16 protein-coding genes and 1 pseudogene are annotated in these 18,222 nt (G+C 71.6%); 6 read left to right on the top strand and 11 right to left on the bottom strand.

Annotation, left to right across the window (positions count from 1 at the left end):
- Positions 1 to 20: 20 nt before the first annotated feature.
- Complete coding sequence (gene glyA / locus ACZ7DY_RS32925; protein WP_471142014.1) at positions 21 to 1,283, top strand: serine hydroxymethyltransferase; 1,263 nt, start codon at positions 21 to 23, stop codon at positions 1,281 to 1,283.
- Positions 1,284 to 1,469: 186 nt separating this feature from the next.
- Positions 1,470 to 2,840 (top strand): L-serine ammonia-lyase, encoded by a 1,371-nt coding sequence (locus ACZ7DY_RS32920; RefSeq protein ID WP_471142012.1) that lies wholly within the window; start codon positions 1,470 to 1,472, stop codon positions 2,838 to 2,840.
- A gap of 34 nt (positions 2,841 to 2,874) precedes the next feature.
- Here the strand turns inward: ACZ7DY_RS32920 and ACZ7DY_RS32915 are convergent, their stop codons facing one another.
- Positions 2,875 to 4,536, bottom strand: coding sequence for an alpha/beta hydrolase (locus tag ACZ7DY_RS32915; protein ID WP_471142009.1), 1,662 nt, complete (start codon positions 4,534 to 4,536; stop codon positions 2,875 to 2,877).
- A gap of 233 nt (positions 4,537 to 4,769) precedes the next feature.
- On the opposite strand from ACZ7DY_RS32915, the gene ACZ7DY_RS32910 reads away from it, so the two are divergent.
- On the top strand, positions 4,770 to 4,982 hold the full coding sequence (locus tag ACZ7DY_RS32910; RefSeq protein WP_471142008.1) for an EF-hand domain-containing protein: 213 nt from the start codon (positions 4,770 to 4,772) through the stop codon (positions 4,980 to 4,982).
- 97 nt (positions 4,983 to 5,079) lie between these two features.
- On the opposite strand, the gene ACZ7DY_RS32905 is transcribed toward ACZ7DY_RS32910, so the two are convergent.
- Together ACZ7DY_RS32905 and leuA are read right to left on the bottom strand one after the other, a co-directional pair.
- On the bottom strand, positions 5,080 to 5,895 hold the full coding sequence (locus tag ACZ7DY_RS32905) for an ABC transporter ATP-binding protein (RefSeq protein WP_471142006.1): 816 nt from the start codon (positions 5,893 to 5,895) through the stop codon (positions 5,080 to 5,082).
- The gene (leuA, locus tag ACZ7DY_RS32900) at positions 5,892 to 7,604 is read right to left on the bottom strand and encodes a 2-isopropylmalate synthase (RefSeq protein ID WP_471142519.1); all 1,713 of its coding nucleotides are present in this window, start codon (positions 7,602 to 7,604) and stop codon (positions 5,892 to 5,894) included. The genes ACZ7DY_RS32905 and leuA overlap by 4 nt, the downstream gene beginning before the upstream one ends.
- A 457-nt stretch (positions 7,605 to 8,061) precedes the next feature.
- On the opposite strand from leuA, the gene ACZ7DY_RS32895 reads away from it, so the two are divergent.
- Positions 8,062 to 8,754 carry a FadR/GntR family transcriptional regulator gene (locus tag ACZ7DY_RS32895; RefSeq protein WP_471142004.1) on the top strand — a complete coding sequence of 231 codons (693 nt, stop codon included), beginning with the start codon at positions 8,062 to 8,064 and terminating at the stop codon, positions 8,752 to 8,754.
- A 61-nt stretch (positions 8,755 to 8,815) separates the two neighbouring features.
- Here ACZ7DY_RS32895 and bla read toward each other — a convergent pair.
- The 3 genes and pseudogenes from bla to ACZ7DY_RS32880 all read right to left on the bottom strand — a co-directional run bounded on the left by bla (position 8,816) and on the right by ACZ7DY_RS32880 (position 11,660).
- Positions 8,816 to 9,798: pseudogene (bla, locus tag ACZ7DY_RS32890) on the bottom strand (class A beta-lactamase).
- 93 nt (positions 9,799 to 9,891) lie between these two features.
- On the bottom strand, positions 9,892 to 10,572 hold the full coding sequence (locus tag ACZ7DY_RS32885; RefSeq protein WP_471142001.1) for a MerR family transcriptional regulator: 681 nt from the start codon (positions 10,570 to 10,572) through the stop codon (positions 9,892 to 9,894).
- Between the two features lie 110 nt (positions 10,573 to 10,682).
- Entirely contained in the window at positions 10,683 to 11,660 is a 978-nt protein-coding gene (locus tag ACZ7DY_RS32880; protein WP_471142000.1) for an AraC family transcriptional regulator, read from the bottom strand.
- Between the two features lie 135 nt (positions 11,661 to 11,795).
- Here ACZ7DY_RS32880 and ACZ7DY_RS32875 point away from each other — a divergent pair, with 135 nt between their 5' ends.
- Together ACZ7DY_RS32875 and ACZ7DY_RS32870 are read left to right on the top strand one after the other, a co-directional pair.
- Complete coding sequence (locus tag ACZ7DY_RS32875; protein ID WP_471141998.1) at positions 11,796 to 12,797, top strand: zinc-dependent alcohol dehydrogenase family protein; 1,002 nt, start codon at positions 11,796 to 11,798, stop codon at positions 12,795 to 12,797.
- Between the two features lie 144 nt (positions 12,798 to 12,941).
- Complete coding sequence (locus ACZ7DY_RS32870) at positions 12,942 to 13,601, top strand: NADPH-dependent F420 reductase (protein ID WP_471141995.1); 660 nt, start codon at positions 12,942 to 12,944, stop codon at positions 13,599 to 13,601.
- 18 nt (positions 13,602 to 13,619) lie between these two features.
- Here the strand turns inward: ACZ7DY_RS32870 and ACZ7DY_RS32865 are convergent, their stop codons facing one another.
- From ACZ7DY_RS32865 to ACZ7DY_RS32845, 5 genes are all read right to left on the bottom strand, one after another.
- Positions 13,620 to 14,171: a glycoside hydrolase family 25 protein gene (locus ACZ7DY_RS32865; RefSeq protein WP_471141994.1), complete on the bottom strand. Its 552-nt coding sequence runs from the start codon at positions 14,169 to 14,171 to the stop codon at positions 13,620 to 13,622.
- 123 nt (positions 14,172 to 14,294) lie between these two features.
- Positions 14,295 to 15,479: a YncE family protein gene (locus ACZ7DY_RS32860; RefSeq protein ID WP_471141991.1), complete on the bottom strand. Its 1,185-nt coding sequence runs from the start codon at positions 15,477 to 15,479 to the stop codon at positions 14,295 to 14,297.
- Complete coding sequence (locus ACZ7DY_RS32855; RefSeq protein WP_471141989.1) at positions 15,479 to 16,270, bottom strand: polysaccharide deacetylase family protein; 792 nt, start codon at positions 16,268 to 16,270, stop codon at positions 15,479 to 15,481. The genes ACZ7DY_RS32860 and ACZ7DY_RS32855 overlap by 1 nt, the downstream gene beginning before the upstream one ends.
- 374 nt (positions 16,271 to 16,644) lie before the next feature.
- On the bottom strand, positions 16,645 to 17,148 hold the full coding sequence (locus ACZ7DY_RS32850; protein WP_471141986.1) for an ATP-binding protein: 504 nt from the start codon (positions 17,146 to 17,148) through the stop codon (positions 16,645 to 16,647).
- A gap of 274 nt (positions 17,149 to 17,422) precedes the next feature.
- Entirely contained in the window at positions 17,423 to 18,190 is a 768-nt protein-coding gene (locus ACZ7DY_RS32845; RefSeq protein WP_471141983.1) for an enoyl-CoA hydratase/isomerase family protein, read from the bottom strand.
- Positions 18,191 to 18,222 lie beyond the last annotated feature (32 nt).

Here is an 18,222-nt window from a genome sequence, read left to right as displayed (position 1 = left end):
ATACCGATAGGGATCGTGTGATGTCGCTTCTCAACACCCCTCTCCACGAGCTGGACCCGGAGGTCGCCGCCGCCGTCGACGCCGAGCTCCACCGCCAGCAGTCCACCCTGGAAATGATCGCCTCGGAGAACTTCGCTCCGGTCGCCGTCATGGAGGCCCAGGGGACGGTCCTCACCAACAAGTACGCCGAGGGCTACCCCGGCCGCCGCTACTACGGCGGCTGCGAGCACGTCGACGTCGCCGAGCAGATCGCGATCGACCGGATCAAGGACCTGTTCGGCGCCGAGTACGCCAACGTCCAGCCGCACTCGGGCGCCTCCGCCAACCAGGCCGCCCTCTTCGCCATCGCCCAGCCCGGCGACACGATCCTCGGTCTCGACCTGGCGCACGGCGGCCACCTCACCCACGGCATGCGCCTGAACTTCTCCGGCAAGCAGTTCAACGTGGTCGCGTACCACGTCGACGAGGCCGGCCTGGTCGACATGGCCGAGGTCGAGCGCCTCGCCAAGGAGAACAACCCGAAGGTGATCATCGCGGGCTGGTCGGCCTACCCGCGCCAGCTGGACTTCGCCGAGTTCCGCCGGATCGCCGACGAGGTCGGCGCGTACCTGTGGGTCGACATGGCGCACTTCGCCGGCCTCGTCGCCGCCGGTCTGCACCCGAACCCCGTGCCGTACGCGGACGTGGTGACCTCCACCACGCACAAGACGCTCGGCGGCCCGCGCGGTGGCGTCATCCTGGCCCGCAGCAAGGAGTTCGCGAAGAAGCTGAACTCCGCGGTCTTCCCCGGCTTCCAGGGCGGCCCCCTGGAGCACGTGATCGCCGCGAAGGCCGTCTCCTTCAAGGTCGCGGCCTCCGAGGAGTTCAAGGAGCGCCAGCAGCGCACCCTGGACGGCGCCCGCATCCTCGCCGAGCGCCTGGTCCGGGACGACGCGAAGGCCGTCGGCGTCGACGTCCTGTCCGGCGGCACGGACGTGCACCTGGTCCTCGTCGACCTGCGCAACAGCGAGCTCGACGGCCAGCAGGCCGAGGACCGCCTCCACGAGGTCGGCATCACGGTCAACCGCAACGCCGTCCCGAACGACCCGCGGCCCCCGATGGTCACCTCGGGCCTGCGGATCGGCACCCCGGCGCTGGCCACGCGCGGCTTCCAGGAGGAGGACTTCCGCGAGGTCGCCGACATCATCGCCGAGGCCCTCAAGCCGGGCTTCGACGCGGACGCCCTCAAGGCCCGCGTGACGGCGCTGGCCGACAAGCACCCGCTGTACCCCGGCCTGAAGTAAATTTCGTACCCGTTTGTCCGTACGCTTTTGTTCGTACGCACGAAACGTCGGGGCACCCCGCACACTGGACAGTGAGCGAGGTGCCCCGCACCACGTAGCCCACGTGTTCGTAGTTCCTGCACCGCCTTGTACTTCTGCACCACCCAGGCAGACAACGGCGTCTACCAACCACCATTGGAGTTTCCCGTGGCCATCTCGGTCTTCGACCTGTTCTCGATCGGCATCGGCCCGTCCAGCTCCCACACGGTCGGCCCGATGCGCGCCGCCCGCATGTTCGCGGGACGCCTGAAGAACGAGGGCCTGATGGCCCACACCGCGGCGATACGGGCCGAGCTCTACGGCTCGCTCGGCGCGACCGGCCACGGCCACGGCACCCCCAAGGCCGTCCTGCTCGGCCTGGAGGGCGAATCGCCGCGCACGGTGAACGTGGAGAGCGCCGACGACCGCGTGGACGAGATCAAGAGCAGCCGCCGCATCAACCTCCTCGGCATGCACGAGATCGACTTCGACTTCGACGAAGACCTGATCCTGCACCGCCGCAAGGCCCTGCCCTACCACGCCAACGGCATGACGATCTTCGCGTACGACCGGGACGGCGCCCTCGTCCTGGAGAAGACGTACTACTCGGTGGGCGGCGGCTTCGTCGTCGACGAGGACGCGGTGGCCGGCGAGAACCCGATCGTGCCGGACGACACCGTCCTCAAGTACCCCTTCCGCACCGGTGACGAGCTGCTCCGGCTCGCCGAGGAGACCGGCCTGTCCATCTCCGCGATGATGCTGGAGAACGAGAAGGCCTGGCGCACCGAGGAGGAGATCCGCGAGGGGCTCCTCGACATCTGGCGGGTCATGCAGGCCTGCGTCTCCCGCGGCATGTCCCGCGAGGGCATCCTGCCCGGCGGCCTCAAGGTCCGCCGCCGCGCCGCGAACTCCGCCCGCCAGCTGCGCGCCGAGGGCGACCCGCAGGCCCGCGCCATGGAGTGGATCACCCTCTACGCGATGGCCGTGAACGAGGAGAACGCCGCGGGCGGCCGCGTCGTCACCGCCCCCACCAACGGCGCCGCCGGCATCATCCCCGCCGTCCTGCACTACTACATGAACTTCGTGCCCGGCGCCGACGAGGACGGCGTGGTCCGCTTCCTCCTCGCGGCCGGCGCGATCGGCATGCTCTTCAAGGAGAACGCCTCCATCTCCGGCGCCGAGGTCGGCTGCCAGGGCGAGGTCGGCTCCGCCTGCTCGATGGCGGCGGGCGCACTCGCCGAGGTCATGGGCGGCTCCCCCTCCAAGGTCGAGAACGCCGCCGAGATCGGCATGGAGCACAACCTCGGCCTGACCTGCGACCCGGTCGGCGGCCTCGTCCAGATCCCGTGCATCGAGCGCAACGGCATGGCGGCGGTCAAGGCCGTCACCGCCGCGAAGATGGCGATGCGCGGCGACGGCTCCCACAAGGTCTCCCTCGACAAGGTCATCAAGACCATGAAGGAGACGGGCGCCGACATGAGCGTCAAGTACAAGGAGACGGCGCGGGGCGGGCTCGCGGTGAACATCATCGAGTGCTGACCGGGCGGCCCGGCCCGGGCCCGGCCCGGGGGCGTCAGCAGGTCGTGTCGGGGGCGATTCGTTTCAGGTCGATCAGGTAGGCGTCGACGGCGCGCGAGACACAGGCGTTGCTGCGGCCGTACGCGGTGTGGCCGACGCCGTCGTACGTCAGGAGCATGCCGCCGGGGAACTGCCCGGCCAGGCTCCGCGCCTCCTCGTACGGAGTCGCCGGGTCGCCCGTCGTGCCGACCACCAGGGGCGGGGGCACGTCCTTGGCCCTGACCCGGTGCGGGCGCTGACGGCCGGTGCCCGCGGGCCAGTCCTTGCAGGTCAGCTCGTCGACGACGCCGGACGTGCCGTACACGCCCGCGGCCTTCTCGGCGAGGCCGAGGGCCTTCCAGTAGGGGCCGGGGGTGTGCGGGTGCGGCACCTCCAGGCAGTTCACGGCGATGAGCGCCTCGTCGTCGTTCCCGGTGGCGCGGGGGCGCGGGCGGTGGCGGGACTCCGTGGCCGGACCGGACTTTCTGGCCGCACCGGCGCCCTCCGCCATGCGGGCGAGCTTCGTGCCGTCGCCCTCGTTGGCTGCGGTCAGCGCCGCCGACAGCTCCTCCCAGTCGTCCTCGGGGCTGTACATCGCGCCGGTGACCACGTCGAGCAGTGTCCTGGCGTCGACGTCGTACAGCTCCTCGTCGTCGACCGGCAACGGCTCGCGCGCCGTCCGCTCGTACAACCTCCCGACCAGCGCCGAGATCTCCGCCGGGGTCGCGCCGGGACAGCTGTCGCCCGCGATGTCCGCACAGAACTCGGCGTAGTCGTCGACCGCAGCGCGGAACCCCCTGCCCTGGCTCAGCGCCCGCTCCCGCCAGTCCAGGGACGGGTCCATGGCGCCGTCCAGGGCAAGGGCGCGGACGCGGTGCGGGAACTGTTCCGCGTACGAGGTGCCGAGGCTCGTCCCGTACGACCAGCCCAGATAGGTGAGTTTCCGGTCGTCGAGGGCCGCCCGCAGGATGTCCAGGTCCCGGGCGGCGTTCTCGGTGCCGACGTGCGGCAGGACGCCGCGGCTGCCCTTCGCGCACGCGGCGGCCTGCTCGTCGGCCTCGGCGAGCGCCTGTTCGCGGTCGGAGGCGGTACGCGGGGTGATCGGCTCGGGAGCGGCCCCGGCATCGTCGTCCCCGGACCCTCCATCCGCATCCGTGTCCGTCTCCGTATCCGTCTCCGCGCACTTGACCGCCGGGACGCTGCCGCCCACGCCCCGGGGGTCGAAGGAGACGATGTCGAAGCGGGCCCGCACCCGGGCCGTGAAGGACTCGGCGCCGTCCGACTTCATGTCGCTCACCCCGGAGGCGCCCGGTCCGCCCGGGTTGTAGACGAGGGAGCCGATGCGCCGGGCCGGGTCGGCGGTCGCCGCCTTCGCCACCGGCAGGACGAACGTCTTCCCGTTGCGCGGATGGGCGTAGTCCATGGGAACGGTCAGGCGCGCACAGCGCAGGTCACCGCACTTGCGCCAGGTCAGCCGCTGCCCGTAGAACCGCGCGAGCTCGGGGCGCGAGGCACCCGCGACCCGGTCGTCGCCCGCCCCGCCGCCGTCCGGGGCGGGCCCGTCCGGCGCGGTGCAGCCGCCGAGCGCGAGCGCCGTGAGGACGGCCAGGGCGAGGGGGCGCCGGCGGTCCCGGGGACGGCGGCCGGGACGGGGACGGGGCGGGACGGCGGGGTTCAACGGTGCTCCCAGGGTCGGGCCGGACCGGCTGCGGTGCCGGCGCGTGCCGAGGCGGCGGGCCTCGCCTCGCCCTGAGAGACGGGGGCGGCGCCCGCCCCGCTCCGCCGCCCACGAAAAAACCACGGTGGCGCACCTCACTCACCATCGGCGATGGTCGTACTCCCTGCCGGGGCGGGTCGGGGCTGCCGCTACCCTGACCTCCGTCAGTAGTGCACGAAGAAGGGGTGGATCCGGTGGCGGACATCGAGGAAGCGCGCAGGACGTTCGAGCAGTTCGACGCGGACGGCGACGGCTTCATCACGGCGGCCGAGTGGAAGAGCGCCATGGCCAAGATGGGCGACTTCTACCAGACCGAGGCGGTGGCCGAAGCCGTGATCGGCGCGAAGGACACCAACGCGGACAAGCGCCTCTCCTTCGACGAGTTCTGGGCGAGCCTGAACAAGTAGAGGTCGGCGCGGAAGGGCAGGGGCCCGCACACACGGTGTGCCGGGCCCCTGCCCTTTTGGGGTTCGGGGTTCGGGTTCGGGGCTCAGGGTTCGGGGTTCAGCGGTGGGTGCGCACGTTCCACCGCCCGTCCCTGCGCTCCAGGCGCACCGGGTGGTCGAAGCACTTGCCGATCAGGTCGCTCGTGAGCACCTCGTCGACGGCCCCGGCGGCGAGCGCCCGGCCCTCGCGCAGGAGCAGCGCGTGCGTGGTGCCCGAGGGCAGCTCCTCCAGGTGGTGCGTGACCAGGACGGTGGCGAGCTCCGGGTGGGCCCCGCGCAGGGCGTCCAGGCTGTCGAGGAGTCCCTCGCGCCCGGCGAGGTCGAGTCCGGTGGCCGGCTCGTCGAGCAGGACGAGGCGTGGCCTCGGCATCAGGGACCGTGCGATCAGCGTGCGCCCGCGCTCGCCCTGGGACAGCGTCGGCCAGCGCGCGTCCGTGCGGTGCGCGAGGCCGAGCAGGGCGATCAGTCGGTCGGCCCGCTCCTCCTGCCCGGGCGTGGGCCGGCGGCGCGGCACCGGCTCGATGCTGTTGGTCAGGCCGGTGAGGACGACCTCGCGGACGGTCAGCGGGGAGCGCAACGGGTGACGCGGGTTCACATGGCCGACGTAGGCCCGCAGCTCCCGCAGGTCGACGCCGCCCAGCCGGTGGCCGAGTACGTCGACCGTGCCGTGCGTGGGGTGGGTGACGGCACCGCAGAGGCTGAGCAGGGTCGACTTCCCGGCACCGTTCGGGCCCAGCAGGGCCCAGTGCTCGCCGGGGCGGACGGTGAAGGTGACGTCATCGAGGATCGGCCGCCCGTCGCGGACGACGGTGACGCGGTGGGCTTGCAGGACGGGGGGTGTGGGTGCAGGGCGCTCGGGGGGCTCGGGGGTCACCGGGTGGTTCCCGCGCGGTTCACGGCGGCGAGTACGGCCTGTACGGATGCGGTCAGGACGGAGGTGTCCAGGCCCGCGCCCCAGCAATCCACGTCGCCGACGCGGCACCGTACGTACGCGACGGCCTCGCTGGCGCCGCCCTCCGCCACCGCGTGCTCGGCGTAGTCGAGGATGCCGACGGTGATCCCGGCGGCGGCGAGCGCGTCGACGAAGGCGGACAGGGGGCCGTTGCCGGCGCCCTCGAAGTCCCCTGTCCTGTCCCCCACTTGAAGGGTGCAGACGAACCGGTGCGCGCCGTCCGGGGCCCGGTCGGTCGTCCAGGAACTCAGCACCACCTCGCCGTCCTGCCCCGGCACGACGTACGTGGCGCGGAACAGCTCGTACAGCTCCTTCGCCGTCGCCTCACGCCCGCTGTCGTCGGTGGCCTCCTGCACCACACGCGAGAAGTCGGGGCGCATGGCGGAGGGCAGGTCGAGGCCGTACCGGGTCTGCAGCAGATACGCCATACCGCCCTTGCCCGACTGGGAGTTGACGCGGATGACGGCCTCGTAACTGCGCCCGATGTCGGCCGGGTCGATCGGCAGGTACGGCACGTCCCAGGGAGCCTCGCGCTCCGGCACGCCCAACTCGGCGGCGCGGCGGGCGTGATGGGCGAAACCCTTGCTGATGGCGTCCTGGTGGGTACCGGAGAACGCGGTGTGCACGAGATCGCCCGCATACGGATGGCGGGGGTGCACGGGCAGGCGGTTGCAGTGCTCGACGACCTCGCGCACCGCGTCGATGTCGGAGAAGTCGACCATCGGGTCGACGCCTTGGGCGTAGAGGTTGAGGGCGAGGGTCACCAGGTCGACGTTGCCGGTCCGCTCACCGTTTCCGAACAGGCAGCCCTCGACGCGCTGGGCACCCGCGAGCACGGCGAGTTCGGCGCAGGCCACGCCGGTGCCGCGGTCGTTGTGGGGGTGGACGGAGAGGATGACGGAGTCGCGGCGCGCGAGGTTCCGGTGCATGTACTCGATCTGGTCGGCGTACACGTTCGGGGTCGCGATCTCGACCGTCGCCGGCAGATTGTGCGTCACGGGGCGGTCGGGGCTCGCGTCCCACAGCTCGGTGAGGCCGTTGCAGACCTCCAGGACGTAGTCGGGCTCGGTGAGGTTGAACGTCTCCGGCGCGAACTGGAACCGGATGTCGGCCTCCGGCCGCTTCCCGGCCAGCCGCGCCATGTGCGCGGCGGCCTCCTCGACCACGCCGTACACCTCGTCCCGCGACCGCCCGAGGACGGTGTCGCGCCAGACGGGCGACGTCGGGATGTAGAGGTGCACGACGGCACGCGGCAGCCCCTCGATCGACTCGAAGGTCCGGTCGATCAGTTCGGGCTTGGCGGGCGTGAACACGACGACGGTCACATCGTCGGGCAGCGCACCGCCCGCCGCCCGCCCGGCCAGATACCGCACGAACTCGAAGTCCGTCCGGCTCGCCGACGGATAACCGACCTCGATCTCCTTGAACCCCATCGAGACGAGCAGATCGAAGAAGCGCCGCTTGCGCTCGGTGTCCATGGGCTCGGCGAGCGCCTGGTTCCCGTCGCGCAGATCGACGGGCACCCACAGGGGCGCCCGCTTGATCCGGGCACCGGGCCACTTCCGCTCCCCGCCGGACAGGACGGGAACGTCGACCCGGTCCTGGTAGGGGCGGTAGCGGTGGTGGGGCATGGGGCCGGGGCGCTGGGGGTTCCAGGGGTACGGCGGGGGTGTGGGCGTCTGCGTCTGTGCCTCTGGCTGGGTCTGTGTCTGGGTCTGTGTCTGGGTCTGTGTCTGGGTCTGCATGGGGGCTGCTCCTGAGCTCGGTCGGGAGACCGGCAGCACGACACCCCGCGGCGGGGTGCCGGTCGTTTCAGGCCCCGCCGCGGCAGCCGAGAAGGAGGAGACCGCGGAAGATCATGGGGGCAGCGTAGCGAGATGTTCGCTCCTCAGACAAGTACTTGTCTGAGGAGCAGAGGAGTACTTGCCTGAGGAGTACTTGCCTGAGGAGTACTTGTCGGAGGGGTACTTGTCGGAGGGGTACTTGTCAGACAGGTGGTACTCCTCAGACGAGTAGGGCAGGCGGAAGTTCCGATAGGTTCTGCTCTGCTCCGCCCTCCTCGTCCGATCCGCCCCGAAAGGCCCGCCGATGCCGCTCGGCTCCGTACGCCCCAGTCCCCTCGTCGAACAGGCCGCCGACCGCCTGCGCCAGCAGATCTCCCGCGGCGCCTGGCCCGTCGGGACGAAACTGCCCGGCGAGACGACGCTGGCCAAGGAACTCGGCATCGGGCGTTCCACCGTTCGCGAGGCGTTGCGCGCGTTGGCGGGGGCCGGGCTGGTGCAACCGCGGCAGGGTGCCGGCGTCTTCGTCATCGCGACGGAGCCCGTGGCGGACTGGCCGACCCGGCTGCGGCGGGCGGCCGTCGCGGACGTGTACGAGGTGCGGATGCTTCTCGAGGTGCAGGCCGCGGGGCTCGCCGCCCGGCGCCGTACCGATGAGGACATCTCCGCGATGCGGGCCGCCATGGAGGGGCGCAGGGCGGCGGCGACGAAGGGGGACGCGGCGTTCATCGACGCCGACATCGCGTTGCACGCCGCGGTGGTGGCGGCGGCCCGCAATCCCGTGCTGACCGATCTGTTCGCGGAGTTCGCGCCCGTACTGCGGGAGGGCCTGATCGAGTTGCTCGAACTGACCGACGTACGCGCCGAGGAGGCCAACCACGGCGACGCCTCCCACGCGGAGCTCGTACGGGCGGTCGAGGCGATGGACTCGGAGGAGGCGGCCCGGGTGGCGCAGGCCGAACTGCGGCAGACGTTGCGCTTGTTGACCACGTCGAGCTGAATCCCGTGACGGGGCCCCGGGTCCCGCGTCCCTGAGTCCCCGAGTCCCCGAGCCCCCGGGGCTAGGTGAGCGCGGTGATGATCTGTCGTGTGGCCTCGGCGATGAGGGCGTTGCTGGGGTGGTCGTCGCGGGCGGGGCGGTCGGTCATGACGGCCAGGACGAGCGGGCGGTGCCGGGCGGCCAGACGACGGCGATGTCGTTGGCCCTGCCCCAGTTGCCCGTGCCGGTCTTGTCAGCCACCGTCCAGCCCCCGGGCAGGCCGGCGCGGATGCGCTCGGCGCCGACCGCCGCCGCGTTGTGCAGGAGCCAGTCCTTGAGCAGGGCGCGTTTGCGGGCGGGCAGCGCGTCGCCGAGGACGAGTTCGCGGTAGTCGGTGGCGATGGCCCTGGGCGTGGTGGTGTCGCGCGGGTCTTCCTGGCGTACGTCGTTGAGTTCGGGTTCGTAGTCGTCCATGCGGCTGACGGTGTCGCCGAGTCCGCGCAGGTAGGCGGTGAGCCGGGCGGGGCCGCCGATGTCGCGCATCAGCAGGTTGCCCGCGGTGCCGTCGCTGTGGCGGACGGCGGCGTCGCAGAGCCGGCGGATCGTCATGCCGGTCGCGATGTGGTCCTCGGTGACCGGGGAGATGGAGTCGACGTCGGCGGCGGTGTAGGTGACGCGGTCGTCGAGGTGGGTGAGGGGGTTGTGGTGCAGGACGGCCGCCGCGGCCAGCGTCTTGAAGGTGGAGCAGAACGCGAAGCGGTCGTCCGCGCGGTGGGTCAGCTCCGCGCCGCTGCCGGTCGCCAGGGCATAGACGCCCAGACGGGCGTCGTGCCTGCGCTCCAGCGCGGCGAACCGCGCCGCGAGCCGCGCGGGGTCCGGTTTCGGGGTCTTCTCGGGCCGACCCTGGCTGTGGCCCCCGCCCCGACCGCTGCCCCGTTCACGGTCCGACGGCGAGGGTGTCCCGGAGGCGGCGTGGTCGTCGCCCGCCTCGCATCCGGCCAGCGGCAGGAGCGCGGCCGCGGCCAGGAGTGCGCGCCGGGACGGACCGTACGGCTCCACGGACACGCACCGCACCTGCTCTCCCTCGTCGATCACGGGCCCACCGACCCGACCGCCCAGCCCATCCAAGCCGAGCTCAACCAGCCCAGCCCTCGCAGGCTAACCCTCAGCCCCACCCCCCTCCCCCTCGCCGCCCCCTCCCCCATCACCACCACCCCCGCCATACAACCGCGCCGAAGCATCCACATGCGCGAGCCTCCGCATGGCGTTGAACACCGCCTCGCCCAGCACCGTGCCGATCACCACGCTCTCCACCCGGTCCTCGACCGCGACCCTCCGGTCGACGTAGCCGAGGTCGGCGCGGGCCACGAGTTCCGCCGCGTCCGCGTACTCGTCGAGCAGTTCCGCGAAGGCTCCGTGGCCGAGCCGGGCCAGGGTGGCAAGGGCGCGTGAGAGGTCCTCGGCGGCCGGATTCGACTCGTGGGTCCGCCAGCCGCGCCGGGCGATCAGTTCCTGGACGGTCCGGTGGGCGGTGGCCGCTTCCGCGTCGTCGTCCGTGCCGCCGTCCGTGCCGAGGCGGGCGGCGGCGGCGCCGAGCACCTTGTGCAGGGGCCGGCCGGGGTCGTCGACGGCGCCGAGCACCTCCGCGATGGCCGCCACCTTGAGGCCGCCGACTTCGAGGAGCGCGCGGATCAGCCGCAGCCTGCGCTCGTGCGCGTCGCCGTAGTGGGCCTGGTTGGGGCTGGTCAACTCGCCCTGGGGCAGCAGCCCTTCCCGTACGTAGTACTTGATCGTCGGCACCGGGACGCCGGTCCTCCGGCTCAGTTCGCCAATCCGCACGGCCTGCCCACGCTCCTGTTCGTCCTGTTCATCCTGTTCGCCCTGTCCACCCTGACAGTCCCGGCGTCACCGTTCGCGCAGCTGCTCTTCTTGGCGGTACGGGCTGCCCCTCACCCGGTGGCGCGCAGTTTCCGGTACTGTCCCGGCGCCATGCCGAACTCCCGCTTGAACGCCTTGGCGAACGCGAACTCCGAGGCATAGCCCGCCCGTTCGGCCACCGTGCGCAGCGGAGCGCCGTCCGGCTCGCGCAGCCGGCCCGCTGCCGTGGTCATCCGCCACCACGTGAGATAGGCGAGCGGTGGCGTCCCCACCGTGGCCGTGAACCGGCGCGCGAAGGGGGCCCGCGACAGACCGCCGAGCGCGCCGAGTTCGCCGACCGTCCAGGGGTGGGCGGGGTCACCGTGGATCGCGCGCAGCGCCGCCGCGACCGCCGGGTCCGCCAACGCGGCCGCCCAGCCGGAAGGGGCTCCGCCACCGTCGCGCATCCGCAGCCACCAGGTGCGCAGGATCAGCAGGAGCAGCGTGTCGAGATACGAGGTGACGATGGAGTCGGAGCCGGGCTGTGGGTCCTCCAGCTCGGCGGCGAGCAGGGAGAGCACCGCTCCCAGCGGTTGACCCAATGAGCCCGATCGTCCCAATGAGCCCGGTCGCCCCGCGCCGTCCCCCGCGGAGACGTGCACGACGTCCGGCAGTTCGGAGAGGAGAGGGTGGGTCCGGCTCTCGTCGAGAAGGTACGCACCGCAGATCATCACGGTCGACCGCGACCCGATCTCCACCGCTCGCGCCGCCCGCGGCCCGGACCCGGCGCCGTCGGGCGGCTGAGCGAACTCCCCGACGGGCGCGCCCGGTTCACTCACCAGCTCGTACGCGCCCGCGGGCGTGACGAAGGCGACCTCGCCCGGCCCGATCCGCAGGGGTTCCGTCCCGCGGTCGGCCATGACGAGCCAGGCTTCCCCCTCCAGGACGGCGTGGAACCCGGCCCCGCCGGCCCCGGCGAACCGCGTGCCCCACGGCGCACGCCTCCTCGTCAGGGAGGAGTGGGGGCGTCCGGTGCGCATGGCCGCGACGGCGTCGCTGAGTACATCCATGGCAGCACCGTAACCGCAGGTGCGGGCAGCCGCGTGGGGGTCCCCGGGGTGCGGTCCGCACGCGAGACGAACGGACATCGGCGCGGGACCGACGAGCATGGTCCGGCCTCCGGGCGCCCGCCTAACGTCCTTTCCATGACGACGAAGATCGCACGCACCGTACTGTTCGACGAGACCGGCGGCCCCGAGGTCCTGCGGATCGAAGAGGTTCCGGTGCCCGCACCCGGGCCCGGCGAAGTCCTCGTCCGCGTCGAGGCGTTGGGCCTCAACCGCGCCGAGGTCCTCTTCCGCGCCGGGGAGTACTACTACCAGCCCACCCTGCCGGCCTCCCGGCTCGGCTACGAAGCCGCCGGCACCGTCGAGGCGGTCGGCCCCGGGGTGACAACCCTCGCCCCCGGCGACGCGGTGATGACGGGCCCCGGCATCGAGATGAGCGCCCAGGGCGTACACGCCGACCGCGTGGTCCTGTCCGCCGGCTCCGTACTGGCGCGCCCCGCCGGGGTCGACGCGGTGACGGCGGCGGCGACATGGCTGGCGTACTCGACCGCGTACGGCGGCATGCTGGAGACCGGCGGGCTCAGGACCGGCGACCACGTGGTGGTCACGGCGGCGTCCAGCGGGGTCGGTGTCGCCGCGCTGCAGACCGCCGCGCGGATCGGCGCGGCCCCGATCGCGGTCACCCGCACCGGCGAGAAGCGGCAGCGGCTGCTCGACAACGGCGCGGCCCTGGTGATCGCCTCCGAGACGGAGGACGTCGTGAAGGAGGTGCTGCGCTTCACCGGCGGACAGGGCGCGGAGCTGATCTTCGACGCGGTGGGCGGGCCGGGCCTGGCGGAGCTCTCCCGGGCGGCGAACTCCCCGGGGACCGTGGTCGTGTACGGCTCCCTCGACCGGCAGCCCATGGCGGTGCCGCTCAACTGGCCGGTGAGCGTGCACGGTTACTCGAACCCGCACCTCTCGTCGACGCCCGAGGGGCTGCGCCGCATCAACGCGTTCATCGCCTCGGGGCTGCGGGACGGCACGTTCCGGCCCGTGGTCGGTGAGGTCTTCGAGGGGCTGGACCGCATCGCGGACGCGCACCGGCTGATGGAGTCCAACGCGCACGTGGGGAAGATCGTCGTGCGACTCACTCCATGACCGGCCCCCCCCGCCCCACGACCGGACTCCGGACCCGCCCATGACCGGACTCCCCCGACCAGGTGATTCATCTCCACCGGCGGAATACCCGACCCCTTCCGGAGGTTACCTCCGTTACGACAGCGGAACACCGGAAGGGCAGTCATGAAGATCGGCATCATCGGCGCGGGCAACATCGGCGGCAACCTCACCCGTCGTCTCACCACCCTCGGCCACGACGTCTCCGTCGCCAACTCGCGCGGCCCGCACACCCTGACCGCCCTCGCCGAGGAGACCGGTGCCAAGCCCGTCACCGTCGAAGAGGCCACGAAGGGCGCGGAGGTGGTCGTCGTGACCATCCCGCTCAAGGCCGTCCCCGACCTGCCCGAGGGCTTCCTCGACGGCGCGGCCGAGAACGTGGCCGTCATCGACACCGGCAACTACTACCCGCAGCAGCGCGACGGGAAGATCGCGGAGATCGAGGAGGGCCTGACCGAGAGCCGCTGGACGGAGCGGCAGATCGGCCACCCCGTCATCAAGGCCTTCAACGGCACCTACGCCCAGGACATCCTCGACAAGCCGCGCCCCAAGGGTGCCCCGGACCGGGTCGCCCTGCCGGTCTCCGGCGACGACGCGGCCGCGAAGAAGGTCGTGCGCGACCTCATCGACGAGCTCGGTTTCGACACCGTGGACAACGGCGGCCAGGACGAGTCCTGGCGCCAGCAGCCCGGCACGCCGGTGTACGGCCACACCGGCGGTGTGGACGAGATCCGCGCGGCCCTGGACGCCGCCTCCCCGGAGCGTACGGCGGAGTGGCGCGCCTGACCCCACGGACCGGGGACGTCAGGGCGTGGCCCAGTCCCGCATCGCGGCCTCGCTCGCGAACGCGGCCACGTTCTTGTCCAGTGGTGACGACGTGTACTGGTGGATCGTCCACTTCGCCCGGATGCGCGGCTTGCCCGCCGTCACGTAGTCGGCGATCCACAGTCCGTCGCCCGCGTACGAGGTGGTGTCGTGGTTGAGCCAGAAGTCGCGGTTGCAGTAGAGCATGACCTTGTATCCGGGCCGCAGCCGTTTCACCTCCCGGATGAAGCGGTCCTTCTCGCCGTTGCTGGCGCGCGTCCCGTCCCCGGTGCGCTCCCAGTCCACCGCCAGCACGTCGCCGGTCTTCTCGGGTGACTTGCTGAGGAAGTACTCCGCCTGGGCGGTGATGTTCCCGGGCCACAGGAAGTGGTAGAACCCGACCACGCAGCCGCCGTCGCGGGCCCGCTTGGTGTGGGCGGTCAGTTTCGGGTTGATGTACGAACGGCCCTCCGTCGCCTTGATGATGACGAAGGAGAGGCCGTCCGTGCTGAAGGTCGTCTGGTGCGAGCTCACGTCGATGCCACGGATCACGGGCGCCTCCGGGGGTGGGGGGAAGGCAGGTGCCTGGGCTCCCTGAACTTCCTGAACTGCCCTTTTCGTGCCCGGTGTCGGCCGCGGCCAACCGCGAACCGGTGACGCCCGCGGGTCAGTCGCTCAGCGGAAGATCCCCGTGTGGCCGAGCGAGTAGCGGCCCGGCTGCGGGTAGACCGCGAGGCCGTGCGGGCCCTCGCCGACCGGGATGCGGGCGAGCTGGACTCCGGTACGGGTGTCGATCGCGTACACCTCGGAGTCGTAACGGCCCGACAGCCAGAGCGTGTTGCCGTCGGCCGAGACGCCGCCCATGTCGGGGCTGCCGCCCTGCGGGAGCTTCCACTTCTTGGTGAGCTTCTTCTTGGGGAAGTCGAAGACGGAGATGGTGCCCTCGCCGCGGTTGGAGATGTACATCTCCTTGGAGTCGCGGCTGACGTACAGGCCGTGGCAGCCCTTGCCGGTGGGCAGCAGCTTCGGCTTGGTGAACTTCTTGCCGTCCAGGATCCACATGCCGTGCGCCATCATGTCGGCGATGTAGAAGGTCTTGCCGTCCGGGGACATCTTCACGTCCTGCGGCATGGCGCCCTTGAAGGGGATCTTCTGCTGGCCGACGACCTCCATCTTCTCGGTGTCGACCTTGAGCAGTTCGCCGGAGAACTCGCAGGAGACGATGAAGTAGCGGCCGTCCATGGAGAAGTCGGCGTGGTTCACGCCGGCGCAGGTCACCGGGACGGTCTTGACGCGGTTCATGGTCTTCGGGTCGCGGAAGACGAGTTCGCGGTCCATGGAGGCCATCACGATGGCGTGTCTGCCGTTCGGCGTGAAGTAGAGGTTGTACGGGTCGGAGACCTCGACGGTGCGGCCGGGCTTTCCGGTGACGGGGTCGATGGCGGTGAGGCTGTCGCCGAGGTCGTTGTTGACCCAGAGCGTCTTCATGTCCCAGGACGGGACGACGTGCTGGGGCTGGTTGCCGACCTTGATGGTCTTGATGACCTCGTACTTCTCGGGGTCGATGACGGAGACCGTGTTGGAGTTGGTGTTGGGCACGTAGACGCGGTTCAGGAACTTCTTGGCCACGGGCTGCAGGGCGTTGGGCCGGTCCGCCGCGTAGGCGTCCTTGGGGTCGAGGACGGGCGGCATGCCGGGCAGGCCGGGTGCCGCCTTCGGCTTGGCGGGCTTGCGCACGCCCTCGGTGCCGAGCGCCTCGTCGGCGTGGTGGTCGGAGCCGCAGCCGGCGAGGACGGCGAGCACGGTGCCGGCGGCGACGACGGCCGCGGCGCGCTTGGTGAGGTTGGGTTTCTGGGACATCAGGTCAGCAGCTCCGTGGTCGTGACCGCGCGCAGGCCGCGGCGTTCCAGTTCTTCGAGGACGGCGGGGAGCGCGGCGACCGTGTCCGCGTACCCGAAGTGCAGGCTGACGACGGATCCCTCGCGGATCTCGCCGGCGATCGTGCGGGTGACGGCCGGGGCGCCCGGCGAGGTGAAGTCGAGGGAGTCGACGTCGTACGAGAGGACGTGCGGGTAGCCCGCGCGGCGGGCGAGACGTTCGACGAGGGGGGTCGCCGTCCGGGCGCGCGAGGGACGGAACCAGGTGCCGATGGAGCCGGTGAGGCGGCGCAGGCGGTCCGCGCAGCCGGTGATCTCGGCGTAGGCGTCGGCCTCGGACATGTCGTTGATGCCGAGGTGGTGGTGGGTGTGGTTGCCGAGGTCGTGGCCGCCGTCGAGGATGCGGCGCGCGAGGTCGGGGTGGTCGTCGAGCCAGCCGCCGACGGCGAGCACGGTGACCTTGGCGCCCGCTTTCTCCGCCTCGCCGAGCAGCGTCTTCGCGATGGCCGGGTCGCCCTGGCCGTGGAAGGTGAGGGCGACCTGGGGGCGGGTGCGGGGGCCGTGGGTGATCTGGGCGGGGAGGCCGGGGAAGCGGCGGGGGGCGGGGGCGGCGGCCGGGGCGGGGCGGCGGGCCTTGCCCGGGGGGCCGGGGGGTGTGGTGGCGGGTGGGCGGTCGGGGGCGGGGCCGGCCGCGGCGCACCCGGTGGTGAGCGCGCCCGCGGCGAGAAGGCCGACGCCCGCGCACAGGGCTCTGCGGCGGTCGGTCTCGTTCACCCGCCCATTTAATGGGAAAAACATGGAAAAGATGCTGATTGCCCGCTTAGGGACCCTTGCGGGTCGGGGCCCCTGCGGTGGTTTCCGGCGCGGCGGGGGTTGCGTATCGCCTGTCACAGCTGGCGCTTAACCAGCGTTTACCAGGCAGGTGTCCCATCTCACCATGGATTCACCTCTAAACTGTCACTGTTTGCCCGAATATGTACGGGTCGGGGCTTTTGGCGTGGCGACGCCCGTCTGCCATAGTCGGGGGCACGACCCCCATTGACCCGGGCTCAGGTCGTCACCGGTGACCGTGGATCACACCCCACCTTCCACGGCACTCCGCGAAGCCCCCATCGCGCCGGACCACGGCCGCCGGGGGCTTTCGCGTATCAGCGGTCGGCGACCCGCATCTCGAACCACGTCGTCTTGCCGCGGGGCAGCAGGTCCACGCCCCACCGGTCGGAGAGCTTGTCGACGAGGAACAGGCCGCGGCCGCTCAGGTCCATCTCATGGACGGGCATCAGGCAGGGCAACCCGCGCGAGGGGTCACGGACCTCCACGCGGATCCAGCCGCGCCGGCGCTGCATGCGCAGGCCGAAGACGCGGGCGCCGGTGTGGCGCACAGCGTTCCCGACGAGCTCGGAGACGAGCAGGATGACGTCCTCGGTGAATTTCGGGGAGAGCCCCCAATGGCGCAGGACGACGACCTGGGCGAGGCGGCGCGCGATGGCGGCCGACTCCGGGCGCGAGGGCAGCGGCACTTCCGCGTCCGTCGGATTGCCGAACAACTCGAGCGCCTTGAGCGCGTGTTCGTCCTCTACCGCCGGCGACCAGCGGGCCGCGGTCGCACTGCCCTGCCGCCGCGGCCGTTCATAACCCTCCAGCCCCGCCATGCCCCCCATCATGGCCGCCCAGAGCGCTCTCCGGGGCCGTTCCGGCGGAATAAGCCCCCCGGAACCATCCATTCCGGGGGGCGGGCTTGACATATGCCAGTGGCAGCCCATGACCCGGGAATCCGCGCCGACCTGCGGTGACTTCCCGCTTACGGGTGATCACCGACCGCCCGGGCACCGCGAGACTTAAGGGTTTGTTAAGCCGGTGATAATCCGCCCCTTCGGGGGACATGCTCACTGACGCCCATTCAACTCGACGTCTCAGGCGGCCAGTTCAGAGGAACTTGGCCTTGCCGGGACCCTCCTCGACGAAGCTCCGCATGCCCCGCTCGCGGTCCTCGGTGGCGAACAGGCCCGCGAACCACGTCCGTTCGATGGCCAGACCCGTGTCGATGTCGGTCTCCAGGCCCGCGTCGACGCACTCCTTGGCCGCGCGCAGCGCGATGGCCGGTCCCTGGGCGAGGCGTGCCGCCCACGCGTGGGCCTGCTCGTACACCTCGGCGGCGGGCACGACGCGGTCCACCAGGCCGATGGTGAGCGCCTCGGGCGCCTTCACGTGGCGGCCGGTGAAGATGAGGTCCTTGGCCTTGGAGGGGCCGATCAGGCGCGCCAGGCGCTGGGTGCCGCCCGCGCCGGGGATGAGGCCGAGCAGGATCTCGGGCTGGCCGAGCCTGGCGTCGTCCGCGGCGATGCGGAAGTCGGCGCAGAGGGCGAGTTCGCAGCCGCCGCCCAGCGCGTAGCCGGTGACGGCGGCGACGACGGGCTTGGGGATGCGGGCCACGGCGGTGAAGGAGTCCTGGAGGGCGCCGGAGCGCACGACCATGGCCGCGTGGTCCATGGCCTGCATCTCCTTGATGTCCGCGCCCGCCGCGAAGACCTTCTCGCCGCCGTGGATCACCACGGCGCGGACGTCGTCGCGGCGCGTCGCCTCCTCGGCGAGCTCCTTGAGGCGGTCCTGGGTGGCGATGTCCAGGGCGTTCATCGGGGGGCGGTCGAGCCGGATCGTGCCGACGCCTTCGGCGACTTCGAGGTGTGCAGTCATGACAGGCACGTTAGCGGGGGTCAACGGGGAAG

The organism is Streptomyces sp. NPDC037013, from assembly GCF_055607265.1.
Note: the sequence above shows the minus strand (reverse complement) of the source record. Positions and strands in the feature narration are given on the sequence as shown.